This window comes from Enterobacter sp. KB-280D8 (genome assembly GCF_041399405.1).
Classification (GTDB): Bacteria; Pseudomonadota; Gammaproteobacteria; order Enterobacterales; family Enterobacteriaceae; genus Enterobacter; species Enterobacter cloacae_N.
Genome location: NZ_JBGKEC010000007.1, coordinates 179,476 through 205,319 on the forward strand (window position 1 = coordinate 179,476; position 25,844 = coordinate 205,319).

Genomic DNA, 25,844 nt, shown 5'->3' on the forward strand with positions numbered 1-25,844 from the left:
AGAGGGAGAAAGCAAAAACAGGCCGCACCTTACTTCTTCATCTGCGACAAAATCGTCCGGCACTGATTCGCTTCGCCTTCTGACGGCGAGATCAACGCCAGCAGCGCGGCGGCCGGGGTGACCAGCGTCGCGAGGGCTGCGGCCACCGCGCCACGCGCAATCAGCGGTCCGGGCTTGACGCCCGCCTGCGGATTTTTAAAGGTCCCGCGCACGTAAAGCGGCGAGCGCAGGGTAATAATACGAATCCCCTTACTTTCCGGGTCAATGGTCAAATCCAGCTGCTCCGAGGCCATGCTGGCAGTACCGGTCACGTTAATCACCGCGTTTTCCGTGTCGAAGGCAAAAATCTGCGGACGCGCCACGCCGTTAACCAGATCCACATTCGCCGCTGCGCAGTTCACCCGCACCTCATCATCGCCAAAGATTTGCCCGATGATAAAGTTACCGACGTTTAGCCCCAGGATCTCCATCAGGTTGCGGCTGACCAGCCCGTCGTTCATCAGCAGTTTCAGGTTACCGTTGCCGCTGCCCAGCAGCGCCGCCACGGAATTCCCCACCCCGCGAATGTCCGCATCGCCGTTCATTTCACCGAGGGTTTTCTGCATCAGCTCCACGTTCGGCATCAGCTCTTTCAGCTTCAATCGACGCGCCTGGATCTCCGCCCGTCCCTGCATCGGCTTCTTATCGCCTTCCAGGTGAATGTTGGAGGAAATCGTCCCGCCCGCCATGCCAAACTTCAGCGGCTGCAGGCGCAGATCGGCATTTTTCAGGATGATATGCGTCGACAGATCGCTCAGCGGCAGCGTGCTGCCATGCTCAATTTTACGCCCTTTGAAGCGCACATCCGCATCCATCACGTCCCATTTGTCGGTTTCAAAGCGATCGTAAGGCAACACTTTACCCGCAGGCTGAACGTCCTTTTTGACCTCTTTTGATTTGGTGCCTTTTCCGGAATCCACGCCAATCAGCGGGCCAAGATCGGCCAGACGAAGCTGGCGAGATTCGACATCCCCTTCCAGTTTCGGCCGTGGTTTTCCGGTGGTGTAGGTCAGCGTGCCGTGGATATCGCTGTCGCCGATGCGGCCGTTGAAATCCCGGTAGTCAAAAACGGACGATTTTTCGGTGTCGATTTTGGCAACCAGATGCCCGTCCGTTTCGAACGGCGGGGTATCCGGCAGCAGTACGCCGGTCAGTTCATACAATTCACCCAGCGAGTCACCGGCAAACTTGAGCTGGAGGTCGACGCCCCCCATGTTCATCGGGTCGTTAACCGTGCCCACGAACGCCACGCGCGTGTTCCCCGAGCGGAAATCCGCCTGCACCGGGAACGGCGTGCCTTCGCTCCTGAGCGCCAGCATGCCGCCGATTTTCCCTTGCCCGGTCAGCGGCTGGCCGTTGTAGCGCCCTTTTGCCGTCAGGCCGAAGACATAGTCACCCGCTTTGGTGCTATCGTCTTTCGCTTTGTTGCCCGTGACTTCGCTAAATGGCAGCGGTTTGCCCAGCGGATCGACCAGGATCTCCACGTCCGCCTTGCTGACCTTATCGTCGATGGCGATCCGCCCGCGATCAAAAAGAATATTGTCGAGACGGAATGACCATGATGAGGGTTGAGCATTTGGATCCTTTTCACCGTCGCTGGCAAGGTTAAACGTCCAGTTATTGTTTTTTTCAGAGAGGCGGATCAGGCGCGCATCGGGCTGCTGGAGCTTGATCCACGGCAGATAGACGGTTTTGGTCAGCAGCGCTAACGGTGCCAGCGTGGCCTCCACGCGCGGCAGATGGATCATGGTTACTTCGGGGATATCCGGCGGGTTGCCGAGAATGATGTCGTCGGCGTGGACGTGGGGCCAGGGGATCCAGCTTCGCCAGCCGGTCTCCTCTTTCTGACGCTCCCATACCACACCCAGATCGCCTCGGATGGCGAAGGGACGGTTTAGCTCAGCGGAGACTTTCTGGTTGATGGTCGGCTTAAGGCGGTTCCAGTCAAACGTCGCGATAATGACGACGACGATTGCGATCAACAACAAGAAAATCCCTGTAGTCCAGGAAATCACCCTGGTTGTTTTTGTCATTGTTATCCCCTTTCCTGATGACCTGTCCTGTAAAACTATAGTCCAGACAAAGGGAAGCGGGGTTATCAGAGGGTCGTTCTGACGCTTTCGAGGAGATCCATCGGCACGGGGCGAGAGAGGAAATAGCCTTGCGCTGCCGCTGCGGGAGAGTTTTGCACGTCACGCCACTCTTCCAGCGTTTCCACGCCTTCAACGATCACGCCCTGGCAATAGTGATTCATCAGCTGCAATAACAGCGTAAACAGATTCCGTCCTTCCGGGGTCTGGCGCAGCATGATGAACAGATCGCGGGCCACCTTGATGTAGTCATAGCGCACTTCGCTGAGGGCCGAAAAGTTCGCCATACCGGTGCCAAAGTCATCCAGCCACAGCGGACCAAATTCACACATCGACGCAAAAGAGGAATCCTGCGGCAGGCGAACATGCTCCACCAGCTCAAAGCGCAGCCACGGCAGAGTGGCGATCAGCTCCTGCAGTTTCGCGTTCTGACGCAGCGCCAGCAGGGTCGGGCCGTCCACGTTAACCGAGGCGAGGATAGTATGCTGCTCGAAAAAGGCCTGTTTTGTCGCCAGCATACGGAGCTGCTCTTCCAACACGTCCAGACGCTGGCGAACGGCAACTTCGGCAAAATAGCGATCCGGCGCGATACGCTGGGAAGGGTTTGACGGGTGCGTGACGACGGTCAAAACTTCAATTGCCATCAGTCGACCGTCCGTTCGGTAGATCGGCTGATACGTGTACGCACGCTCGCATTGCAGCCAGTAGCGATGCTCCTGCAAGTTCTCAATACTTGCCTCAGGCGTAGTGCTCAGCCGCTGGATAACCTGCTCTGACTTCATTTCAGATGTCCTGTTGTTGGGATGCCCTTTCTGGACTCGTCACTGGGTTATCGGCGCGATAATTGAGAACTTTATGTTCAATTCACCGTGAAAATGAAATTAAGATGACAGAAATTTGCCGGAACACGCGCTGGCTCAAATAAAATAATGGAACGTCGTTTTAATATAGTTGACCATCTAATTCACTCAGCGCACACTGCTGAAAATTCTTCTGTTCAGGTTCATGACTATGTCCAAAAAAATTGCCGTGATTGGCGAATGTATGATTGAGCTGTCCCAAAAAGGCGCGGAAGTCAGCCGCGGATTTGGTGGCGATACGTTAAACACGTCCGTTTACATTGCCCGTCAGGTTGCGCCTGAAGCACTCGCCGTGAACTACATCACCGCTCTTGGTACGGACAGCTTCAGCCAGCAGATGCTGGAAGCCTGGCAGAGTGAACATGTTGAAACGTCGCTGATCCAGCGTATGGAAAACCGCCTGCCTGGGCTGTATTACATCGAAACCGACAGCACCGGCGAACGCACGTTTTATTACTGGCGTAACGAAGCCGCGGCCAAATTCTGGCTGGAGAGCGATGCTGCCGCAGCCATCTGCGAAGAGCTGGCGACGTTTGACTATCTCTATCTGAGTGGGATCAGCCTGGCGATTTTAAGCCCGGCCAGCCGCGAAAAGCTTCTCTCGCTGCTGCGCGAATGCCGCGCCAACGGCGGGAAGGTGATTTTCGATAACAACTACCGCCCGCGCCTGTGGGCCAGCCGCGAAGAGACGCAGCAGGTTTATCAGCAGATGCTTCAGTGCACGGACATCGCCTTCCTGACGCTCGACGATGAAGACGCCCTGTGGGGTGAGAAGCCGGTCGATGACGTGATTGCCCGTACGCACGCAGCAGGCGTGAGCGAAGTGGTGATTAAGCGTGGTGCGGAGTCGTGCCTGGTCGCGATTGCGGGTGAAACGGTGGTTGAGGTCCCTGCGGTGAAGCTGCCCAAAGAGAAAGTGATTGATACCACCGCAGCGGGGGATTCCTTCAGCGCGGGTTACCTGGCGGTACGCCTGACGGGGGGAACGCCGGAAGCGGCGGCACAGCGTGGGCACCTGACGGCCAGCACCGTGATTCAGTATCGCGGGGCGATTATTCCGCGCGAGGCGATGCCTGTTTAGGCTCCCCTCACCCCGGCCCTCTCCCCAAAGGGGAGAGGTTTTTTATCGTTCCCTCTCCCCTATGGGGAGAGGGTTAGGGTGAGGGGTCTACTGCCCCTGCGGAATATCCGTCGCGTCCTGGTGGAGATCGTCAGCCGTGGCTGCCTGCGCCGGCTGCGGCGCGGTAGCCATAATGGAATCCCAGGTCTTCTGAAGTTCCTTCATGTCATATTCCGGCTCGCCTTTCGGCTGCAGAAGGATCAACGCCATATCCTGCGACAGCTGCTGACGTAAATCCTGATTCAACATATTCACGGTCAGACCGTTCAGGAAGTCCTGACGAAGCTTCTGGTACTGCTCAGGCGCAATGTCGACAACCTGGTTCTGCAGGGAGCGAATACGCTGGCTGATCAGAATGTCAGTATCGGCACGAGCGTAGGTGGCAAACAGCTTCTGCAGCTCCAGTTTTTTCTGGGCAACCAGCGCGTTGAACTCCTCTTCAGAGAGCCCCTCTTTACGCACTTTTGCCAGCTCTTTCGCCACCACACCGAGATTGGCATTCAGCTTATCGCCCGGCGATTCAACGTTAATGGCACATTGCGCACGCTGGAACAGCACGCGGCAGTCAAAGCCAAGGCCAATGTTCTTCACGTTGTTTTTGCTGAGCGTCTGTTGAACGTGCCAGAACAGCGCTTCACGCGCCAGATCGGCACGCCAGTAGCGCAGCAGCGCTGCGGACTCGCGAATAGGTTGCCAGGCGTTATCCCACATCACGGAGAGTCGGTCCTGACGCACGGTGTCCGTCATAATGCTGACAGGCTCGGCGCGCAGCGGAGAGAGCGTCGGGACAGGGGCTGGCGTTTCGCGTTTGCCCTTCAGATCGCCAAACGCTTTGTTGATCTGCTCAACCACCGCGCGGCTATCCACATTGCCGACGACGATCAGCGTCATCGCGTCCGGGGTGTACCATTTCTGGTAGAACGATTTCACCTGCTCAACGTCCACCGGCTGCTTCAGCGGCTCCGCCGGGTCGTGCCCCAGCAGCGTTGAGCCTTTCAGACGGTAGCGCCACCAGCCCTCTTTGGTATCCGCAGGCCAGGTCGCCACCATGTCGCCGTTGCTCAACGCATAGTTCACGGTGTCCGGCGTAATCGCCAGGTTGCCAGAGGCATCAGAGAGATACGTAAGGGCTTCTTTAAGCAGGTCGTTACGGTTATTTGGCAGGCTCAGGTTAAACATAGTGTAGTCATAGGAGACCACGGCCGGAGGAAGGGGGCGTTTCGGATCGATGGCCTGTTGCCACAACGAACGCACCTGAACCGCTTGCAGGCTGCCGCTCTGCGTGAGCGCCAGACGGGGAATAAAATGGCTAAAACCGGTTTGCTGAGTGCTTTCCGTAAGGGAGCCGGTATTAACGGACAGACGGATTTCAATACGATCGCTGGGCCGCTGCGGGGTGGATAGCACCTGCCACTGAAAACCGTTCGCTAACGTGCCTTGTTGCCAGGCCGGGTCTGGCTGGAGCGCATCTGCCTGCACATAACTGGCTGCTGCCATCATCAGCAAACCGCCGGTTAAGAGTCGAATTTTTGTGCCCTGCATGTGAACCCCTGATCAACATTCCTGGTTAAAAAGAGTGTCTCGCGACGCGCTGCACTCTAAAAGATGACGATGAAAACACGTCGATTAGACCGCGCGTTCGGCAAAACGTCACGGTCCGAAGTGAAATATACCCAAAAAAAATCTTGTCGAATTATGACAGGTATGAACAGTTATTATGCGCAGGAGCCCGCATCCCGACAAGGGAATGCGGGCAATTGTGACAAGATTAGGAGGTTAAACCAGGATTTTTGCTATCAGACGCGCGATTATTCAGCGTGTCGTTAAGCTTCTTGTGATCCAGCTCTTTCACCCATTTCGCGACCACCACCGTTGCCACGCCGTTACCCACCAGGTTGGTAAGGGCACGCGCCTCAGACATAAAGCGGTCAATACCAAGAATCAGCGCCAGACCCGCCACCGGCAGATGCCCCACAGCGGAAATGGTGGCCGCCAGTACGATAAAGCCACTACCCGTAACGCCCGCAGCCCCTTTAGACGACAGCAGGAGCACTACCAGCAGGGTAATCTGATGGAAAATATCCATATGGCTGTTGGTCGCCTGGGCGATAAACACGGCCGCCATCGTCAGGTATATCGAGGTACCGTCAAGGTTGAAGGAGTACCCTGTCGGGATCACCAGGCCGACCACCGATTTACGGCACCCGAGCTTTTCCATCTTATCGAGCATACGCGGCAGCGCCGATTCTGAAGAGGAGGTTCCCAGAACAATCAGCAGCTCTTCGCGGATGTAGCGAATGAATTTGAAAATGCTGAAACCAGTCGCACGGGCGATGGAGCCCAGCACCACCACCACGAAAAGAATACAGGTGATGTAGAAGCAGATAATCAGCTGACCCAGCTGCACCAGCGTGCCGACGCCATACTTGCCGATGGTGAAGGCCATCGCACCGAAGGCACCAATCGGCGCCAGGCGCATGATCATATTGATAATGCCAAAGATGACCTGCGAGAAGCTTTCAATCACGTTGAAGATAAGCTGGCCTTTGCTGCCCAGACGGTGCAGGGCGAAGCCAAACATCACGGCAAACAGCAGCACCTGTAGAATGTTTCCGCTGGCGAAGGCGCCGATGACGCTGCCGGGGATAACGTCCAGCAGGAAGGCCACCACGCCCTGATCCTTCGCCTGTTCGGCATAGACCGCGACGGCTTTGGCATCCAGCGTAGAGGGATCAACGTTCATACCCGCACCAGGCTGCACCACGTTGACGATGACCAGACCAATAATCAGCGCAAGGGTACTGACCACTTCAAAATAGAGAAGCGCCACTGCACCGGTACGGCCAACCGCCTTCATGCTTTCCATGCCAGCGATGCCCGTTACCACCGTACAGAAGATCACCGGGGCGATGACCATTTTAATGAGCTTAACGAACGCGTCGCCAAGCGGTTTCATTTGCGCGCCCAGTTCAGGGTAATAGTGCCCCAGCAGAATACCGATGGCGATGGCTGTCAGGACCTGGAAATAAAGACTTTTGAAGAGTGAGGTTTTCATAGGGTGTCCTTGGGAAGAAAAACCACAGGCTTTGTAAGGTTATGGTTAACCTGCGGCTCTAAAATAACACCCGTATAACAGGACAGAAATAAACTCAGTTCAAATTTGAAACACAAATGTTAAGAACTTTGAACTGGCTCGCACAAGCCAGCAACAAAATTACACTTTTGCGTTATGGTCAGCGCCGGAAAGGTATCGCTGTTCGAAGACATCCGGCGGCACCGCGGGGGCAAAAAGGTAGCCCTGGCCGCTCTCGACGCCCGCCTCTGCAAGCCAGGCGCGTTGCGCTTCGGTTTCAATCCCCTCGGCAATAAGATGCAGGTTGAGACTGCGCGCCATCTGGACGATGGCCTGCACCATGCTGCTGTCCTCCGGCAGCCCGTCGACAAACGATTTATCGATTTTGAGCACGTCCACCGGCAGGGTTTTCATGTGCTGAAGCTGACGCAGTCCGGCGTATCCCATACCAAAATCGTCCAGCGCGATGCGAATGCCAGCATTGCGCAGCGGCTTCAGGATGGCAACCGCGTCGTTAGGATCGTCAATGCGTCGGCTTTCCGTCACTTCCAGCGTCAGCGTATCGGGCTTGATCCGGTAACGATGGATCAGCTCCAGCATCTCGGAGACCATCGTCGGATGCATAAGCTGCAGCGCTGACAGATTGACCGACAGCGGCAGCGTAACGCCGCGCTCCTGCCAGGCGGCAAGCTGGCGGCAGGACTCCTCCAGCACCCAATAGCCAACGGTGACCATCAGACCACAGGATTCGATGCGCTCAATCAGCCCTTCCGGCAGCTCCCATGAGCCATCCGGCTGCTGCACGCGGAGCAGCGCCTCGGCACTTTTCACTTCACCCGTCTGTAAATTCACCTGCGGCTGCAGCCAGAGGGCAAACTGACGGTTATCAAGCGCGGTCAGGATGTCGCTCTCTTCCGTCAGGCGCTGCTGCGCTTTTTCCATCTGCTCCGGGTCGAAGAACTGGATCTGATTTTTCCCTTTACGCCGGGCGGTAAACGCCGCCGAGAACGCGCGGCGGTAAAGCTGCTCCGCCGTTAAATCACCGTAGTACATGGCGATACCGATGCTGGCGCTCGGACGAAGCTGGATACCCTGAACGGGCAGCCGCTCATTTATGACAGTGAGTACTTGCTGACCTAATGTAATGGCGTGCCACGGCTCTTTCACGCCGTTGGCAATCACCACCAGGTCGTAACCGCTGACCTGGGTCAGCACCATGCGCGGGGCAAGGACGGACTTCACCTTTTCCACCAGCGTCAGCAAGAGCATTTCACGCTGGCTCTCCTTTAGCACGCCGGCCGTATCCTGCAGGGTTTCACAGGCGATCACCATCAGCGCCGTGGTTTGCTGCCGCGCAACGGTCTGCTCCAGCATCGCCATCAGAAACGCTTTGTTGGGAAGCTCCGACACCGGGAAGCGCGTAGCGCTGTTGTTTAACTCATCCTGCTGACGCTGGATGCGCTGCTGGTTGAGGTTGTAGCTGCGCACCAGCATCCCGATCTCATCGTCATGATGCAGGCGCGGCAGCTCAAGCTGGTGCCCCAGCTGATCCTGCGGCGCAAGCGAATTCAGCTCGCGGGCGATACGGCGCAGCGGGTGAACAATCAGCCGGTTAATGCACCAGGTCAGCGCCACGCTGAGGATAAGGGTCATAAGTAAGCAAGTGGTTACTAACGTAACCACCCAGCTCATGACGAATTTATACATCCGGTACGAGTCCGCCTGCAGAACCAGGTAGGCCAGCGGCTGCGGATTGGCAGGGCGCTCAAGCGAATAGACAGGCAGAGAAATTTGCACCGGCAGCTCAAACAGGCGCATCACCATCATCGGAACGGGACGCTCCGGGATAAAGCTCATCCGCAGCGCCTGAAACTGGTTGGGCAAGACGACATCGGCGCGGCTAACGACGCCGGCAGGCTGAATGCGTTTTAAGATGGTTTCCGCTTCGGGAATATCTCCTTTCAGGATCGAGGCGGAGAGCGGGCCGCGCACCGAGCGGGCGATACTTTCTAACTGCGAAGCCGTGTTATAGCGATTCTGCTGTACGGAATGAAACAGCAAAATTACGCAGAAGAGCAGTACAAACAGCATAGTGACGGCAGAGACCATCGCCATCTGTTTGATCGTTAAGGAACGGCTGACACGCAAAATGACTCTCCACAAAACTCGAAGCGCAGGGCGCGCCAGGGTGTAAACCTGGCGCGCCTGAGTATACCCGATTGCCGCGCTATTAAGAGAGACTTACAAATGGATTAAGGAAAATCCGATTACCAGTCCGCGTAAGGAATAAGCGGCTGCGGCGGTAAGTCCATATCACCCTGCCAGCCTGCAGCAGAGTAACGCACATAAATCAGCGCATGGCTTGGGGTATAGTCTTTCGCTTCCTGAATATCCACGCCCATGCCCACAAACCAGTTGGACGTGACCCGGCGTTCGATAATCGCCCGCGCGGTATAACCCGTCCCGGAGGAGCTGCTGCCGGTTTCCATCGCGCCCCGGTCAGTATAGCGGCCTGGCTCATCGGTCGGGATCAGGCTCTGGATCGGGTAGCGCAGCTCGTCTTTGGTTTTGGAATGGGACCAGGACACCGAGCCTCCCAGCTCCCAGGACCAGTTTTCCGTGCGCTTACGCCAGGTTACAGGCAGCGCGAAGGAGACATACTCCTGCGGGCTGTAGTAGCCGCCCTGACCGAGGGAATAGCCGCTCAGATCTTTGTCGTAGTGCCAGAGCATATTGGACACGCCGACCGTCAGGCGCTCGTTGTTTTTATTGATGAGCTTGTAGTAGTAACCCGTCATCCAGCGGACGCGCCAGTTATCTTCCACATTTTTACCCGTCAGCGTTTCCGCGTTCAGGCTGGACCAGACGCCGTTCGCCTCACCTTTGTCATAGCTGATGCTCACGCCACCGCCGGTTGCGCGTACGCCGCCCCAGGTGGTGCCGGTATTGGTATCTTTTTGCCCGGCGAAGGCCAGCAGCGAACTGGAGATAGGCCGACGATGGGCGTTGACGGTATAGCCGATGGGACCTAAATCACTGCTGTAGCTGATGCCGCCCACCACGTCGACGACGTCAAAGCCCATTGGCGTGGTGCCAATATCCATCGCCCAGGTTTTATTCTGCCAGCCGACGGCGACGCTGGCGCCGCTGTCGCTCTGGCTGGTGTTGCCGCTACACGGCGTGTCGTAGCAGGTCCCCCATTTAGGATCGTAAGTCCCATTATTGTTATCAAAAGTACCGGCATCCATGTTGACCAGATCGCTTCTGAAGAACATGCGCCCGTCAGAGAGCGGTGCGTCCACCTGGAGCATGGTGGTATGCGCTTTCAGGTCGGAATAGCCGCCCGTGCCGCTGGAGCCCCAGTAGTCGTGCTGGAGCGTGACGTTAACATCCTGCTGACGGTACAAATCACCAGCGTCACTGCGCACGCCGCGCTTCAGCCAGTCATCTTTTTCATCGTTACGCGTCAGGCGGGTGAAACTGTCGTTGTCCACCGGACGCGTCGTGGTAATGCCGGACGACACCATCGCATCTTTATACGTCTCCAGCGCCTGTTGCGGCTGGCCGTTTTGCGTCTGGAAGCGGGCAGCATCACGCAGCACCAGCGCGCTTTCCATGGAGGCGGGCTGCGATTTGGCCTGAGGAATGATTTTGCTGAAGGTCTGTTCTGCGGCAGCGGAATCGCCCAGGCCCGCCTGCGCCATCGCGATCCGGCGCTGCATATTGAGCGAGAGTGGCTGGTCATTTTGCCCGGCGGGCAGTTTCGCGAGCTCGGCACGGGCGGCATCTTTGTTACCTTCCGCGCTGTAAATCTCGGTCAAACCGAGGATCGCGTCCTCGTTCTGCGGCTCACGCTGCAGGACGGCGTTGTAGGTGGTTTTCGCCGACGCCAGATCGCCACGCTGCTGCGCCCAGTCCGCCAGCGTCAGGTCGATGCGGGTGGAGGTCGGCTGCTGGCGCAGAAGGTTTTCCGCCTCCTGCTCTTTGCCACTGTCGCGCAGACGGTTAGCAGTTTCCAGCACCTGGTTGCTTTGCAGGCGGTCGGCAAGTTCCTGAATATTGCCGTTCCACTGGCTGCGCGGCAGGGTATCCAGATGCGCCAGCGCGGCCCGGTCCTGGTCGTTTCCGGAAAGATAGAGCCCGTTGGCATAGACCTGATCCGGGTCAGACGGTTTTTGGCGGGCAAGCTGGCGCATCAGGGTATCCGCCTGGCTGCGCTGACCCGCGCTGTAGAGATCGCGCGAGAGACGATACGTTATCCAGACGTCACCGGGCGAGAGCGCCAGACGACGACGCTGGATTTCTGCCGCCTGAGCGTATTTCCCCTGACTTTCCAGCTGTTCTGCCTGGGCAGACAGCTGCTCGTTAGTCAGGCTACGCTCAATATCATCAATGCTCCGGCGTTGGCTGGCAGAGAGCGACTGGATAAACTGCGAGGCTTTCTCCGGGGACTGTACGCGGTAAATATTGGCAAGGCCGCGAACCGCATTGCTGTTGCCGCTGTCCATACGCAGCGCCTGGCGGTAATAACGCTCTGCCGCGTCGTTATCTTTACGCGCCGCGGCGGCATCTCCCAGCCCCAGCACCGCGTAGCTGTCGGTATTGTCGATGTTACGCGCCTGCTGAAAGTATCGTTCCGCCTGCGCCGGGTTATTCGCCTTCAGCGCCGCATCCCCCTGCTGGATCAGCAGCCAGTAGCGGTTAACCTTCAGTAAACTGTCCCATTTACCGCGGTTATCGCTCTGCGGATCGAGGGCAATCGCCTTTTCAAACTGTGCCACCGCGCGGGCGCGGTCGCCTTTCTGGGAATAGGCTTGTCCAAGGGCACCCACCGCTTCACTGTCGGCATGGTTGGCACTAACGGCTTTTTGCAGCTCCGCCACCGCCTTACTCCCCTGCCCGGCATCCACCGCCGCCAGCCCTTCCGCTTTCGCGCGGAACGCCGGGTCAGCGAGCTGTTTTTGCTGCGCCTCAAGCTGGGCGCGCGCCGCCGCGACGCTATCCCCGTCGCTGAATACGGTCAGGTATTTTTGCAGCGCGGTAACGCTGGCGCTGCTGGCGGGCTGGTCTTTAATCTGCTCATACCACATGTCAGACGCCTGACTGCGACCGCCGGTAGATTTAGCCATCTCCTGCAGCACCGCAAAGCCTTCATCACGGCGTCCGCTCTGGAACAGAAGCTGAGCCAGCGTCGTCTGCAGCTGCGTATTACCGGGGCTGCTGCTGTTAATTTTTTTTAGTTGGTTAATGGCCGAAGCGCGACGGGCAGGATCTTTCGCCACCACATTCCAGTATTCCGTCGCAACGTCGCCGCCCGGCGGGTTGCCGTCAAAGAGCTTGTCATAGGCGGCTATCGCCTCCTGCGTGTGCCCTGTTGTGGCGAGTAAGCGCGCCTGCTGAAGCTGCTGGCGGCCATCCGGCGTGGAAAGCAGCATCGTGTTGCGTGAGGACTGGTAGGCGCTGGAGCCCGGGGCGATCCCTTTCAGGCGATCCAGCTCTTTTTGCGCTCCGGCGTTATCGCCCTGGCGCAGCAGGTAGCGAAAGCGGGCGGCAATGACGTCAGGGTTGTTCGGATCGATCAGCTCAAGACGGTAGAGTGACTGACGAACCAAATCCTCACGATGGGTCGATTCGCCCAGCCGAACCTGCTCCAGCAGCTGTTTCTGCTGCGGAGAGTTGACGGCCTGCGCCAGCGGCATCAGTGCCAGCCCAAGCGATAGAGTGAGTAGATTTACTGTGAACTTGCGCATTCCTGGCCCCAATCCGGTATTAATTCACCCTTAGCGGTGAAGCGAAAACGATGCTGATCCCATCCCTGACCAAAGAGAGTCAATACATAGCTGTAGTAGGCATTTTTATCGGGAAAATGGTCTGCCACGCGCTGGCGCTGAACCGCCTGGGCATCGCGCTGTTGTAAAAACGGCAGCATGGCGGCAGAGAACCCGACCGGGCCATTGCCGGTGCGTTTCCCCGTCGCCACATCCACTTTCTCCGGCGGCACGCCCTGTTTGATTGTCGTTGCCGCCATCGGCTGGAAGCGGGTCAGCAGCCGGGCTTTTTGAGGATCTTTATCGCTCATCATGCCCACCCAAAGATAGACACGTATGGCGTCATAGCCCCCCACCAGCGTCTTATCCTGCTGTAACTGCCAGCCTCTGTTTTTCTGATACTGCACCCAGTCCGGCGAGAACCCCTTCGGCGCGCTTTCCAGCAGTAGCCGCAGATTGGTTTCACGCAGCGTGGTCCACGGGGCTCCGTAGCGGGTGAAATAGCTCGCTAGCTGTGGAGGAAGGTAGCTGGGGTTAAAGCGCCAGGCGTTTTCATCGGCAAAGCCGACTTTACCGGGAAGCAGCATTGAGCCGAGCCCCGGCACTTTCACCACTTCCTCGCTGGCAATGCGTTTTAGCAGCGCCTTGCCCGTTTGGGTATAGTCCGGGTGTTTCCATAACCGGCCCGCTTCGAGCAGCGACCAGGCAATCCAGACATCGGCATCTGAGGCGGAATTAGTATCAATCACCCCCCAGTTTTCTTTGTCTTTCTGCCCCCAGAGCCAGGCGGGCAGACGATCGTTGAGATTGCCGCTGGCAAGGTTATCGCGCGTCCAGGTCAGCAGCAGGTCAAACGCGTTGCGATCGTTAGCGGCAAGGGCAAAGAACAACGCATAGCTTTGCCCTTCCGACGTCGTAATTTTGCGCGTGTCACTGGGATCAATGACGCGCCCGCCCTCGCTGATGTAATCCTTTTTAAACTGCTCCCAGGCAGGCCAGGTACAGGCGGCGCGAAGCGGGAGCGCCGCCAGCATCAACGCTACAACTACACACCAGCGAATGGCTTTCATCACGTCTTACTCATCGGGGTTAAGGCGACGACGGCTGATGATACGCAGCAGACGCCACAGCACCCATGCCAGCAATACCACGCTGACCGCAGCCAGGATGGCGAGCAGAACCGGATGGTTAGACAGCGCATACCACAGACGTTCGAACCACGGCAGATGGCCGACGTAGTACACATCACCCACGCGCAGGCTGTTGACGCCGGACTCGCGGATCACCGACACCGAGCCAAACATCGCGGCGCGTTTACCGCTGTCGTTCATCGCGGTATTCAGCAGCTCATAGCCACGGGGGCTGTCCGCCAGCAGAGCTATCACGCTACGCTGATCGTTGTAAGGGGACTGGAAGCCCACCACTGCAGCCATCGCTCCCTGAGAGGTTACGGCCGTCTGCGCGCTGGCCTTGCGATCGTTCACATCCGGCATAATGCTCGGGAACTCGGTCTGACGCAGCGGCGTGTTAACCCAGGACTCAGTGGCTTTTACCAGCAGATCGATACGTTTTTCATCCTTCAGCTTATCCGGGATGGTGCCGATCACCATAATATCCGCATCTTTGTTCTGGATTTGGCTGCCATCATCCGTCAACGTGACGTTAATTGCCGGTAATCCAGTTTGCGCGCCTACGGTCGCCATGGTGTCGAGCAGGGTCGTCACCTGACCTTCGTTTGGCGCTTTTGGCATCACCACAATGGATTCAGAGAGATCGGCCATGCGGCTGAACGGGAAGCCCGCGTTAGCAAAGGCACGCAGATCCGGCATCGCCAGGAAATGGTAGTACTTCGAGAAGTCGATGGTCGACTCATCGCCGATCACGACGTGGTTCTGTACCGGCTGGAAGGTGATGCAGTTCTCCACCGAACCGCCAGGCATCGGGTTCATGTACTGGAAATCAAAACGCAGCTGGTTAATCGCGCCAAGCTTCAGTGCCGGAATAGAGACGTCCGTTTTGCCGTCCAGCAGCCCCTGCAGCACCGGCAGGCGGAGCATCAGCCGGTTAGTATCCTGGGTGCTTTGCAGGCTGAACGATTGCAGGAACTGGTTGTTCAGGCTGATATCCATGCGCGAGCTGTCTTTCGTCGCCGGCGCGGTATAGCGATAGTTGAGATTGATATCAATGCCGTTGGTGCGCAGCAGGTACAGATCCGGCGGCAGGTTCAGTGACAGGTTAATCGACGATGGTTCCAGCCCGGACGCCTGCAGCTGCTCTTCATAGGTTTTCAGTTCACCAAACGTCACGGCACGATCGGTACGCACCCAGTTTGGCGCGTCATAAGGTTTACGTGCCAGCAGCGGCTTAACCTCGTCCACCACCACGCTGTTGCCGCGGAACAGGACGTTGCCCTGGGCAATTGCTTTTGCCGCCTGAACCAGATCTTTATCGTCACGACCAAAGACCACCAGCAGCTTCACGTACGGGTTATCCGGGTGGCTTATCATCTCAATAGTTGGCGCTTTGACTTCCGGGTGGTCGCGCAGGAAGGCCGGACGCTTGGCGTTAGTTGCAAAGACAATCGCGTTTCTGTCCGGCATTTTGTCATACATCACCGGGAAGTTCTGACCGCGCCAGCCAGAGCGGGAGCCAAACCAGGAGGCCACAATGGTCGCCGCCAGCTGCTCGGTCACGTCAGGGGATGACGCAAATACCATCGGCAGCGTGAGCGGACGGTTATCACGCGGATCAAAGAACGGAACCGGGAATGCCGAAAGATCGTTTTTCAGCGCCAGCGGCTGGTAGGTCATCTGCAGCGAGGAGTTGCGCCCGACGTCCAGCCACAGCGTGTTGCTGGCGGGGTTTTCGCAGACATCGCGGTAGTGACCAACAAACTCCAGACGGATACGGTTAAAGTCGGTGATGAACAGCGGGTTAATCGGTACCTGCGCCTGGGTTTTCTTACCCAGCTGCTCTTTGGTCACCGGCAGAACGTCCATCAGCTCATCATTGAGGTAGACCTTCAGCTGAGACTGCGTCGGCAGCAGGGATGGCGACGGCGTATATTCAAGGTTCAGTACCGCATTCGAAACAACCTCATCGCTGCGCATACCAAATTCAATGCTGCCGTTAGGATTGACGCCGCGCAGCACCATGCTGCCCGGCGGCGGCGCGATTTGCGCGAAGGTCAGCTTCACGTCCCGCGACGGCGTGTTCTCCGCGACAACGGGCGCGTTAGCCCCCCGCACGCCCGGCATCACCTGCCCGATGACCGGGTTCTCGGCCGGGAGGGTGTTCCCCTCCGTTGGCTGGTTCGGAATGATGTTTTCTGTTTGACCGGGTGCCGCCGTGATAACCGGATCGGTTGCCTGCGCGACGACAGGTACCGTCGGCGCAGGCGTAGCCGCTGCGTTACCAGGTGCTGCGTTAGCCATTGTTGCGGGGAGTGCACTCACTCCCATTGCCACTGCACATAACCAGGAAAGTTTTGTTTTCATCGCGTTATCATCATTGTTGAGCCATAACCGGGTCCGCCTGCTTCGCCTCATCCCGCTCAGGACGACGAGGAACAAACGACACGACCCAGGAAACCAGCGAAGTAAGTGACCGGAAAATTAATTTCACCGACGACGGGGCAAATTCTGCAAGGTGACGATAGCCACGGAACCCCAGCTTCAGAATATCCAGCAGGCTTTCCAGAGGTTTATCTTCCGGGAAGCTGTCCTGCCAGAGAGCCCATGTATCCGCACGGGCAAACGTACACTGCACAAAATCAATATGTTGCTTTTTGGTCAACGGCATCAGTTGCAGACCGACCTCACTGCCTGCCACACGCACCACCTGCGTCGGGAAGACATACTCCTGCTGGCCGCGCTTGAGCAGCAGGTTAACCTTCTGCCCTTCCAGCACTTTCGCCTGGCCGTTGATTTTGATCCCCAGACCACCGTCAGAGAAATCGTGCACCGTACAGGAGAAGAGGTGGCCATCTTCACGGGCAATCGCCGCAGGCATGCAGATTTCAACGCGATGCGCGCGACGAACCTGTTTACTCTCCACCGACACCGCCACCGCGCCGCCGAGGATAATCAGGTTGTAGAACACCCAGGCCATACTCACAAACACGGTCAGGATTTCGTTTTCCGGGCCGTAGAAGTAGCGCCAGATGCCGGCGATAACGCCGACAATATTCAGCAGCACGAGGAAGATGTACGGGCGGGAGATCACCCAGTCGACGTACTCCTCTTCCACCAGACCACCCTTCGCGGTGACGTTGAATTTACCTTTATGCGGGTTAATCAGCGCCACCATCGTCGGCGGTGCGATGTACCACGCCAGCACCGTTTCGTAGATTTCACTCCAGAAGGAGTGGCGGTATTTGCCCTGGATCTTCGAGTTCGTCAGGCTCGCGTGGATCATGTGCGGCAGAACGAACAGCGCAATCATCAGCGCGGGGGCGTAGATGATATAGGCATGAAGGAGCAGGAACGCCAGCGGCGCGGTCAGGAAGATAAGCCGCGGGATGCCGGACAAGAAGTGGAACATAGCGTTGACGTAGCAAAGACGCTGCGCCAGCTTGAGCCCTTTCCCTATCAGCGGGTTATCGAGACGGAAAATCTGCACCATGCCGCGCGCCCAGCGAATACGCTGGCCAATGTGCGCCGAGAGTGATTCCGTCGCCAGACCGGCGGCCTGAGGGATACGCATATAGGCAGAGGTATAGCCCCGACGGTGCAGGCGCAGAGAGGTGTGCGCATCTTCGGTCACCGTCTCAACGGCAATACCGCCAATTTCATCCAGCGGCTTACGGCGGATAACCGCGCAGGAGCCGCAGAAGAAGGTGGCATCCCACATGTCGTTCCCGTCCTGCACCAGCCCATAGAACAGCGTGCCTTCGTTCGGGGTTTTGCGGAAGCGGCCAAGGTTACGTTCAAACGGGTCCGGTGAGAAGAAATGGTGCGGCGTCTGCATCATCGCCAGCTCTTTCTCTTTCAGGAACCAGCCCATGGTCATCTGCAGGAACGAGCGCGTCGGCACGTGGTCGCAGTCAAAGATCGAGACGAACTCCCCGGTGGCATACTTCAGGGCGTTGTTGATATTACCGGCCTTCGCATGCTCGTGAGTCGGACGGGCGATATACTCGACGCCGACCTCTTCTGCAAACTGGCGGAACGCCGGACGATTGCCGTCATCCAGGATCCAGACTTTGAGCTTATCTTTCGGCCAGTCGATGCCCAGCGCGGCATAGATGGTGTTTTTCACCACGCTCAGATCTTCGTTGTAGGTCGGAACGAAGAGATCGACAGTCGGCCACTGCGTGGTGTCCTTTGGCAGCGGAACCGGCTGGCGGTTGAGCGGCCAGATCACCTGGAAATAGCCCAGAACCAGCACAATCCAGGCATAGGTCTCAGCAAACAGCAGCACCAGACCGCACACCAGGCTGACCGGATCGTCCCAGTTCAGCGTTGAGGTGTAACGCCACCAGATGTAGCGGCAGGAAACCGTCAGCGACAGCACAATCAGCATCAGCGCCGAGAAGCGGCCCGGAATACGGCGAACCAGCAACGCCACGCCCCACAGCAGGATCAGGAAGGTGAACTGCGCCAGGGGGTTGAAGGGTTGTGTGATACAGACCAGCGCCAGAATGAGCGAGAACACGACAATCACGCCAAGGATAAAACGCCGCAAGCCCGGATGGAGGTGCCCGAGTTCTTTATGGTTATCCAGATGGCTGGTCTTATCGCTGACGCTATCGGGCAGTTTATCCAGCCACTGGTGATAGCGTTCACGTAACTGCTGTACGCGGGAATAGCTGCGCCAGTGCGGCGTTATTTTCTCCGCACGGGATGACGTGACCGCCAGCCAGATGGCCTGAAAAAGATAGCGCGCCGGATCCAAAGGCCGTGGCCGGTCGGGGTTAATGTGTGGATATAATTCGCCGTGGCGTGCACGCATGCGCTGCCAGCGCGGGTGTTCGAGTGGAATGAACGTCCAGGCCAGAATCATCCAGAAACAGCCGAGCGCGGCGCTGAATGCCGGGGCGCCATGCCGGCGAAAGTGCCGGTAATGGTCGCTTAAACGCGAACTGACCGGTGGGATAAGAAGCCAGCTGGCGAGTCGACTCATACCGAACTCCCTGCCGGCTCCGCCTTGCTGGCGAAGTTCAGCAGACACCAGTTAGCCAGCGTCAGGATCTCTTCTGCTGCCAGCGAGTCGCTGCGATATTCGCCTAGCGGCTGCTTGGAGGCGAGGCATTCCGCCATTCCCTCATCGCGATGAATCACAATGGGCAGCAGGCGGCGCTGGCTTTGCAGCCACACCTGATAGAGATCGTCCTGAATTTGGCTACCGATACGTAAATCGTTAATCAGAAGATGCGCATTTTGAGGCAGACCCTGCTGATGCAGGCGAATATGGCAGTTCGCATCCACGTTCACCACGGAAAGTACATGGTCGCACTGGGCGATGAGCTGTCGGGTCAGCGTCCCGGCGCCGTGTGGCAGATCCAGCAGGATCCACTGGTAGTGCCCCTTTTCTTTCAGACTCTGCAGCGCAAGCGTGAACTGCGAAAACAGACGCTGATAGGCGGCCTCATTCTCGCGTTCCGTGGTGGTCAGTTGGCCAAAAGGCAGCAAATCAAGCTGGGAGGTATAGCGCAGACCCGCATCCCGCCAGTCTTTGTCATCAAGCAGCGCGCGGGCCCAGCCCTCTTCGCGAGTAAAGTCGACGTTGAACGACATACGCAGCAAATTATCGGCGCAGGCGTCAATCACCAGCACCGATTCACCTAAAAGCTGTAATGACCACGCCAGCGCCGCGGTAACAGATGTGGTACCCACACCGCCACGGACACCCTGTAATCCGAGTATGGCCATCAATGGCTCCCTTATTGTTGATGGGCGAATTCAGCTAATAACGGCCAGCGTTTAATAGCCGCGGCCAACTGTTCCCGCTGGGAAATATCGGTATAATCTATTTCAGGTAGAGAAAAGGCCTGCGCCAGCGCCAGAAAATCGTTTTGGAATGTGTAACCCAGAGTCGAATCGACTGGGGTTCCAGGTTCGTTATTATCCATTCTTATTCCATCCCTATGAGGAAAATCGCACGCTCGGAAGTTGCAGGGCGTCCTGCCCTGACAAATTTCATTTACATGCTAAATCTGATGTTCTTTAATTTCAATGTTAGGTTTATTTCTACGCTTTCGCTAGTAAACTGAGATACAGACAAATTAGACGAAAAGAGGGACATCGTGGACTCCATATTTTCTATTGGCATCCAGTCATTATGGGACGAATTGAGCCACATGCCAGTCGGTGGAGTCTGGTGGATTAATACGGATCGTAATGAAGATGCTATCAGCCTGGTAAACCAGACAATTGCCGCTCAGGGTAAGGATTCCCGCGTGGCCGTCATTAGCATGGGCGAAGAGCCGAAGAAAATTATCACGCTGGAAAGTGACTGCGGACCTCAAAAAGTACGTTTATTTTCCATGTCAGCGGAAGCGGATAGTCTATACTTTTTGCCCCGCGACGTTCAGTGCTCTATTGATCCGGATCACTATTTAGTGATTCTTAAATGCGCAAATAACACACTGCAAAATATTCCTGCCGAAAAACTGCTGTCGTGGCTGGAAAAAATCAATAAATGGGCAAAATTTCAAAATTGCACGCTATTGGTCGTCAACCCCGGCAGTAATAATGACAAGCTATTCTCACTTTTAATGGGTGAATATCGCTCCCTGTTCGGACTGGCAAGTCTTCGTGACCAGGCAGGAAGCTATCTCTACGATATTGCCTTCTGGTGCAATGAAAAGGGCGTGAGCGCCAGGCAACAGCTGACCCTTAAACCTGTTGAGGGGAAATGGCACCTGGCACAGCAGGAAGAAACCGTGGTGCAGCCGCGCAGTGACGAAAAACGCATCCTGAGCCATATTGCAGTTTTAGAAGGTGCTCCTGCGCTTTCGGAAAACTGGTCGCTGTTTGAGTCTAACGAAGCGCTTTTTCATGAAGCCCGTACCACCCAGGCAGCCACCCTTATTTTCTCGTTGATGCAGAATAACCAGATTGAGACGCTGGCGAGACAAATTCATACCCTGCGCCGCCAGCGCGGCAGCGCGTTAAAAATTGTGGTGCGCGAAAATAATACCAGCCTGCGCGCAACTGATGAGCGTCTGCTTCTGGGCTGTGGTGCAAATATGGTTATTCCATGGAATGCACCGCTGTCACGCTGCCTGACGCTCATTGAAAGCGTTCAGGGCCAGCAGTTCAGCCGCCATGTACCGGAAGACATCTCCACGCTGCTCTCCATGACCCAGCCGATGAAGCTGCGCGGCTACCAGAAATGGGATACGTTCTGCGATGCCGTCGGCAACATGATGAGCAACACGTTACTCCCCGCGGACGGTAAAGGGGTCATGGTTGCCCTGCGCCCGGTACCGGGTATTCGCGTTGAGCAGGCGCTCACCTTATGCCGCCCGAACCGTACAGGGGACATCATGACCATTGGCGATAATCGCCTGGTGCTGTTTTTATCCTTCTGCCGGGTAAACGATCTTGATACCGCGCTTAACCACATCTTCCCCCTGCCTACCGGGGACATCTTCTCGAACCGTATGATTTGGTTCGAAGATAATGCTATTAGCGCGGAGCTGGTGCAGATGCGCGCACTTCAGCCTGAACAATGGGTTAAACCGCTCGCAATCACGAGCGATGTAAAACCGATCCTTAATGCCAGACATGACGGACATGTCTGGCGTCGGGTTCCGGAGCCCCTTCGCTTATTAACTGAGAATGGGGAGAACGCACCATCATGAATATCAGCGATATCATTCAACTGGTCGTATTCTGTGCGCTGATCTTTTTCCCGCTTGGCTACTATGCGCGCCATTCCATACGCCGTATCCGTGATACGGCCAGAGTGATGTTTATAAAACCTCGCTATGTAAAACCAGCCGGAACACTGACACGGGCATCACACGTCAAGGCAGACCGTAAACATGACTAATTCTACCTATACCGCTTCGTCACCCTCGCCGCTCTGGCAATACTGGCGCGGCCTTTCCGGCTGGAACTTCTACTTTCTGGTGAAGTTTGGTCTGCTGTGGGCAGGCTATCTGAATTTCCATCCCCTGCTTAACCTGGTGTTTATGGCCTTCCTGCTGATGCCTCTGCCGAACATCAGGCTGCATCGTTTACGTCACTGGGTTGCCATCCCCGTCGGCTTTGCGCTGTTCTGGCACGATACCTGGCTTCCCGGACCGGAAAGCATAATGAGCCAGGGATCGCAGGTCGCGGGATTCAGTGCAGACTATATGCTTGACCTGGTTGAACGTTTCATTAACTGGCAGATGATTGGCGCCGTCTTTGTCCTGCTGGTTGCCTGGCTGTTCCTGTCTCAGTGGATCCGCGTCACGGTGTTTGTCGTCGCCATTATGATCTGGCTTAACGTGCTGACGCTGGCGGGGCCAAGCTTTTCCCTGTGGCCTGCCGGCCAGCCGACGACAACGGTGACCACGACGGGAGGAAGCGCAGCGGCTACCGTTACAACGGCAGGCGATACGCCGGTGGTGGGCGATATTCCAACGCAGACCGCACCGCCAACCTCCACCAATCTCAATGCGTGGCTTTCCAGCTTCTATACCGCAGAAGACAAGCGACAGACGAAATTTCCCGACGCGCTGCCGGCAGATGCTCAGCCGTTTGAGCTGCTGGTGATTAACATCTGTTCCCTCTCCTGGGCCGATGTGGATGCCGCCGGTTTGATGTCTCACCCTCTGTGGTCCCACTTTGACATCCAGTTTAAAGATTTTAACTCTGCCACCTCGTACAGCGGCCCGGCGGCTATACGCCTGCTGCGCGCAAGCTGCGGTCAGACTTCGCATAAAAACCTCTATCAACCCGCCGGTAACCAGTGTTATCTGTTCGATAACCTCGCGAAGCTGGGCTTTACGCAGCACCTGATGCTGGGGCATAACGGCCAGTTCGGTAACTTCCTGAAAGAGGTGCGTGAACAGGGTGGCATGCAGGCGCCGCTGATGGATCAAACCGGTCTTCCCGTTACGCTGCTGGGCTTCGACGGTTCGCCGGTTTATGACGATACCGCCGTGCTGCAGCGCTGGCTGCAGACCATCGAAAAGGACAGTAATCCGCGCAGTGCGACGTTCTATAACACCCTGCCGCTTCACGATGGTAACCACTTCCCTGGCGTGAGCAAAACGGCGGATTATAAAGTGCGTGCGCAGAAATTTTTTGACGAGCTGGACGCGTTCTTCACGGAGCTGGAAAAATCCGGCCGTAAAGTAATGGTGGTAGTGGTACCTGAGCACGGTGGCGCGCTGAAGGGCGACAGAATGCAGGTGTCAGGTCTCCGTGATATCCCAAGCCCGTCCATCACCAACGTGCCTGCAGGCATTAAATTCTTTGGCATGAAGGCACCGCACCAGGGTGCACCGATTGAGATCGCTCAGCCAACCAGCTATCTGGCGATCTCAGAACTGGTGGCCCGCGCCGTTGACGGTAAGCTGTTTGTGGAAGATAGCGTGAACTGGGATCAGCTCACCAGTAACCTGCCGCAAACGGCAGAAGTCTCCGAGAATGCCAACGCGGTGGTGATTCAGTATCAGAACAAGCCGTACGTTCGTCTGAACGGCGGGGATTGGGTACCGTATCCGCAGTAACTGATTTCCCCCTCACCCTAACCCTCTCCCCATACGGGAGAGGGGATAGTCAGAGCGCTATTATTGCGCCAGCTTTTTCAGGCTTGCCGAACAGTCGTCGTCTTTAGCGGTGATTTTGGGCTCTCCGGAAGACTGTCCCATCGTTAACTCCATCCGATTATTCGGCGCTTCGCAGGGAAATTTCACCACCCACCCAGGGCTTGATCGCGCCATCCTGCTCCAGAAGCAGCGCGCCCTGTGTGTCAATACCGCGGGAAACCCCGTAGATTTCTTTGTCACCAATCAGCAGTTTCACCGGGCGGTTAATAAAGTTATCCAGCTTTTCCCAACGAGACAGGAACGGTGCCAGACCTTCCTGTTCAAAAAGCGTGAGTGAGCTACGTAGCTCTTTAATCATGCGCACGGCAAGGGTGTTACGATCGATGACGATCCCCGCCTCCTGGAGGTTGGTCCAGGCCTGATTCACCACGTCATTCTGGACAGTACGCATCACCATATTGAGGCCCGCACCAATGACAATTTGCGCCGCATCACCGGTCTTGCCCGTCAGTTCGACCAGGATCCCGGCAAGTTTACGATCGTTGAGGTACAGATCGTTTGGCCATTTAACACGGACCCGATCGGCACCCAGATCGTGCAGTACTTCCGCCATGACAATACCAATGACCAGACTCAGGCCAATGGCTGCGGCAGGCCCCTGCTCCAGACGCCAGTACATGGACAGATAGAGATTAGCGCCAAATGGCGAGAACCATTTGCGACCGCGACGGCCACGACCGGCCTGCTGATACTCGGCAACACAGGCATCGCCGGATGAGAGTTCGCTCAGCCGATCCATAAGGTACTGGTTCGTCGAATCAATCACCGGCAGCACCGCAACATTGCCGTGTCCAAGCTGGCTGCGGATGACGTCTTCATTCAGCAATTGAATTGGCTCCGGCAGGCTGTAGCCTTTTCCGGGTACCGTGAACACATCAACACCCCAGTCGCGGAGGGTCTGAATATGCTTGTTAATGCCGGCACGGCTCATGCCAAGCTGCTCGCCCAGTTGCTCGCCAGAGTGGAACTCCCCGTCTGCAAGGATGCTAATCAGGGTTAACGGAATGGTATTGTCCTTCACGCAATGGTCTCCACGGCATTCACTTCACCTGTGCGACCAATGAAGCGGACTTCTGGCTCCAGCCAGACGTTAAACTTTTCGCCCACACGCTGACGAACATAATGAGCCAGCTGCACAACATCATCGCTGGTCGCATCGCATTGATTAATCAGTACCAGAGCCTGCTGCTGGTGAACGGCAGCGCCACCTACTGAAGCGCCTTTTAACTGGCATTGATCGATCAGCCAGCCTGCAGCCAGCTTCACGCTGCCATCGGTCTGAGGATAATGTGGCGCAGTGGGCCATCCTTCAAGGAAGGCTTTTGCATTTTCGCTGCTGATAACCGGGTTTTTGAAGAAGCTTCCAGCATTTCCGTTTACTTTCGGATCGGGAAGTTTAGTCATCCGCATATGGCAAACCGAGTCAAATACGTCGCGGGGGGTGACGGTAGCCGGATCGAGCCGCGTTAAATCACCGTAGGTGAGTACGGGCTGCCAGTTTTTCGACAGGCACAGGCCCACGGCGATAATCACGTAGCGATCCTGATATTCATGCTTGAAGATACTGTCACGGTAGCCGAAACGGCACTGCTCTGCCGTTAAGCGATTAGCCGTTCCGGTCGCCAGTTCGATGCAGTCGACATACTCACAGACATGTTTCAGTTCGATGCCGTAGGCGCCGATGTTTTGAATGGGTGACGATCCGGCACAGCCTGGTATAAGCGCCAGGTTTTCCAGACCCGGCATCCCTTTTTCGAGGGTAAATTGCACCAGGTGATGCCAGTTTTCTCCGGCACCTACGTGCAGATGCCAGCTATCAGTGCGCTCTTCCACACCAATACCCATGATGCGGTTAACAATTACCGTGCCCGCGAAATCGTCGAGAAACAGGACATTGCTTCCTTCGCCCAGAATCAGTACGGGTTCGTTATTTTCTGTTGCGCTTTGCCATGCATCCAGCAACTGCTGTGCTGTATCGGCACGTACAATTTGATTAGCATTACGTTGAATGCCAAAGGTATTCCAGGGCTTAAGGGAGTGGTTCATAGACGCTTTCCTGATGCAAAAACGCAGGTAGTTTACCGTATAAGCAGAGCGTTGGGGGATTAGTTTGTGCAGCGCAG

17 protein-coding genes are annotated in these 25,844 nt (G+C 56.6%); 4 read left to right on the forward strand and 13 right to left on the reverse strand.

The annotated features are described in order from the left end of the window. Positions 1–29 precede the first annotated feature (29 nt). Together AB8818_RS18145 and pdeH are read right to left on the reverse strand one after the other, a co-directional pair. Complete coding sequence (locus AB8818_RS18145) at positions 30–2,072, reverse strand: AsmA family protein (protein WP_192983793.1); 2,043 nt, start codon at positions 2,070–2,072, stop codon at positions 30–32. Positions 2,073–2,137: 65 nt separating this feature from the next. Next, positions 2,138–2,911 (reverse strand): cyclic-guanylate-specific phosphodiesterase, encoded by a 774-nt coding sequence (pdeH, locus tag AB8818_RS18150; protein ID WP_192983795.1) that lies wholly within the window; start codon positions 2,909–2,911, stop codon positions 2,138–2,140. Between the two features lie 229 nt (positions 2,912–3,140). Between pdeH and AB8818_RS18155 the strand changes: the two genes are divergently transcribed. After that, on the forward strand, positions 3,141–4,070 hold the full coding sequence (locus AB8818_RS18155) for a sugar kinase (protein WP_192983799.1): 930 nt from the start codon (positions 3,141–3,143) through the stop codon (positions 4,068–4,070). Positions 4,071–4,157: 87 nt separating this feature from the next. Here AB8818_RS18155 and AB8818_RS18160 read toward each other — a convergent pair whose 3' ends face one another. From AB8818_RS18160 to bcsR, 9 genes are all read right to left on the reverse strand, one after another. Then, the gene (locus AB8818_RS18160) at positions 4,158–5,651 is read right to left on the reverse strand and encodes a pitrilysin family protein (RefSeq protein WP_116342858.1); all 1,494 of its coding nucleotides are present in this window, start codon (positions 5,649–5,651) and stop codon (positions 4,158–4,160) included. A gap of 226 nt (positions 5,652–5,877) precedes the next feature. Continuing rightward, a complete protein-coding gene (locus AB8818_RS18165) occupies positions 5,878–7,164 on the reverse strand; it encodes a dicarboxylate/amino acid:cation symporter (protein WP_028014754.1) in 1,287 nt (428 codons plus the stop codon). A gap of 159 nt (positions 7,165–7,323) precedes the next feature. Further along, positions 7,324–9,330: a biofilm formation regulator HmsP gene (hmsP, locus tag AB8818_RS18170; RefSeq protein WP_192983802.1), complete on the reverse strand. Its 2,007-nt coding sequence runs from the start codon at positions 9,328–9,330 to the stop codon at positions 7,324–7,326. Positions 9,331–9,449: 119 nt separating this feature from the next. After that, a complete protein-coding gene (bcsC, locus tag AB8818_RS18175) occupies positions 9,450–12,932 on the reverse strand; it encodes a cellulose synthase complex outer membrane protein BcsC (protein ID WP_192983805.1) in 3,483 nt (1,160 codons plus the stop codon). Then, positions 12,914–14,020: a cellulose synthase complex periplasmic endoglucanase BcsZ gene (bcsZ, locus tag AB8818_RS18180; protein WP_163331111.1), complete on the reverse strand. Its 1,107-nt coding sequence runs from the start codon at positions 14,018–14,020 to the stop codon at positions 12,914–12,916. Before bcsZ ends, bcsC begins: the two co-directional genes overlap by 19 nt. A 6-nt stretch (positions 14,021–14,026) precedes the next feature. Next, positions 14,027–16,447 carry a cellulose biosynthesis cyclic di-GMP-binding regulatory protein BcsB gene (gene bcsB / locus AB8818_RS18185; protein WP_116342866.1) on the reverse strand — a complete coding sequence of 807 codons (2,421 nt, stop codon included), beginning with the start codon at positions 16,445–16,447 and terminating at the stop codon, positions 14,027–14,029. 10 nt (positions 16,448–16,457) lie between these two features. Then, positions 16,458–19,073 (reverse strand): UDP-forming cellulose synthase catalytic subunit, encoded by a 2,616-nt coding sequence (gene bcsA, locus AB8818_RS18190; RefSeq protein WP_192983808.1) that lies wholly within the window; start codon positions 19,071–19,073, stop codon positions 16,458–16,460. Further along, positions 19,070–19,822 (reverse strand): cellulose biosynthesis protein BcsQ, encoded by a 753-nt coding sequence (gene bcsQ, locus AB8818_RS18195; RefSeq protein ID WP_028014760.1) that lies wholly within the window; start codon positions 19,820–19,822, stop codon positions 19,070–19,072. Before bcsQ ends, bcsA begins: the two co-directional genes overlap by 4 nt. Positions 19,823–19,833: 11 nt before the next feature. Next, a complete protein-coding gene (gene bcsR, locus AB8818_RS18200) occupies positions 19,834–20,022 on the reverse strand; it encodes a cellulose biosynthesis protein BcsR (protein ID WP_116342870.1) in 189 nt (62 codons plus the stop codon). Positions 20,023–20,196: 174 nt separating this feature from the next. Between bcsR and bcsE the strand changes: the two genes are divergently transcribed. From bcsE to bcsG, 3 genes are read left to right on the forward strand one after another with little or no spacing between them, the layout of a single operon-like run. Further along, the gene (gene bcsE, locus AB8818_RS18205; protein WP_116342872.1) at positions 20,197–21,759 is read left to right on the forward strand and encodes a cellulose biosynthesis c-di-GMP-binding protein BcsE; all 1,563 of its coding nucleotides are present in this window, start codon (positions 20,197–20,199) and stop codon (positions 21,757–21,759) included. Beyond that, positions 21,756–21,950: a cellulose biosynthesis protein BcsF gene (gene bcsF / locus AB8818_RS18210; RefSeq protein ID WP_014885605.1), complete on the forward strand. Its 195-nt coding sequence runs from the start codon at positions 21,756–21,758 to the stop codon at positions 21,948–21,950. The genes bcsE and bcsF overlap by 4 nt, the downstream gene beginning before the upstream one ends. Continuing rightward, positions 21,943–23,622 carry a cellulose biosynthesis protein BcsG gene (gene bcsG / locus AB8818_RS18215; protein ID WP_163331109.1) on the forward strand — a complete coding sequence of 560 codons (1,680 nt, stop codon included), beginning with the start codon at positions 21,943–21,945 and terminating at the stop codon, positions 23,620–23,622. The genes bcsF and bcsG overlap by 8 nt, the downstream gene beginning before the upstream one ends. Positions 23,623–23,779: 157 nt before the next feature. Here the strand turns inward: bcsG and birA are convergent, their stop codons facing one another. Then, entirely contained in the window at positions 23,780–24,742 is a 963-nt protein-coding gene (birA, locus tag AB8818_RS18220; protein WP_192983810.1) for a bifunctional biotin--[acetyl-CoA-carboxylase] ligase/biotin operon repressor BirA, read from the reverse strand. Beyond that, complete coding sequence (gene murB, locus AB8818_RS18225) at positions 24,739–25,767, reverse strand: UDP-N-acetylmuramate dehydrogenase (RefSeq protein ID WP_192983813.1); 1,029 nt, start codon at positions 25,765–25,767, stop codon at positions 24,739–24,741. The genes birA and murB overlap by 4 nt, the downstream gene beginning before the upstream one ends. Positions 25,768–25,844: the final 77 nt, after the last annotated feature.

What these genes read in the sequence shown, in the direction of transcription:
- AB8818_RS18145 (WP_192983793.1), bottom strand. Translation starts at nt 2,072, where the DNA reads ATGACAAAAACAACCAGGGTGATTTCCTGGACTACAGGGATTTTCTTG.
- pdeH (WP_192983795.1), bottom strand. Translation starts at nt 2,911, where the DNA reads ATGAAGTCAGAGCAGGTTATCCAGCGGCTGAGCACTACGCCTGAGGCA.
- AB8818_RS18155 (WP_192983799.1), top strand. Translation starts at nt 3,141, where the DNA reads ATGTCCAAAAAAATTGCCGTGATTGGCGAATGTATGATTGAGCTGTCC.
- AB8818_RS18160 (WP_116342858.1), bottom strand. Translation starts at nt 5,651, where the DNA reads ATGCAGGGCACAAAAATTCGACTCTTAACCGGCGGTTTGCTGATGATG.
- AB8818_RS18165 (WP_028014754.1), bottom strand. Translation starts at nt 7,164, where the DNA reads ATGAAAACCTCACTCTTCAAAAGTCTTTATTTCCAGGTCCTGACAGCC.
- bcsC (WP_192983805.1), bottom strand. Translation starts at nt 12,932, where the DNA reads ATGCGCAAGTTCACAGTAAATCTACTCACTCTATCGCTTGGGCTGGCA.
- bcsZ (WP_163331111.1), bottom strand. Translation starts at nt 14,020, where the DNA reads ATGAAAGCCATTCGCTGGTGTGTAGTTGTAGCGTTGATGCTGGCGGCG.
- bcsB (WP_116342866.1), bottom strand. Translation starts at nt 16,447, where the DNA reads ATGAAAACAAAACTTTCCTGGTTATGTGCAGTGGCAATGGGAGTGAGT.
- bcsA (WP_192983808.1), bottom strand. Translation starts at nt 19,073, where the DNA reads ATGAGTCGACTCGCCAGCTGGCTTCTTATCCCACCGGTCAGTTCGCGT.
- bcsQ (WP_028014760.1), bottom strand. Translation starts at nt 19,822, where the DNA reads ATGGCCATACTCGGATTACAGGGTGTCCGTGGCGGTGTGGGTACCACA.
- bcsR (WP_116342870.1), bottom strand. Translation starts at nt 20,022, where the DNA reads ATGGATAATAACGAACCTGGAACCCCAGTCGATTCGACTCTGGGTTAC.
- bcsF (WP_014885605.1), top strand. Translation starts at nt 21,756, where the DNA reads ATGAATATCAGCGATATCATTCAACTGGTCGTATTCTGTGCGCTGATC.
- bcsG (WP_163331109.1), top strand. Translation starts at nt 21,943, where the DNA reads ATGACTAATTCTACCTATACCGCTTCGTCACCCTCGCCGCTCTGGCAA.
- murB (WP_192983813.1), bottom strand. Translation starts at nt 25,767, where the DNA reads ATGAACCACTCCCTTAAGCCCTGGAATACCTTTGGCATTCAACGTAAT.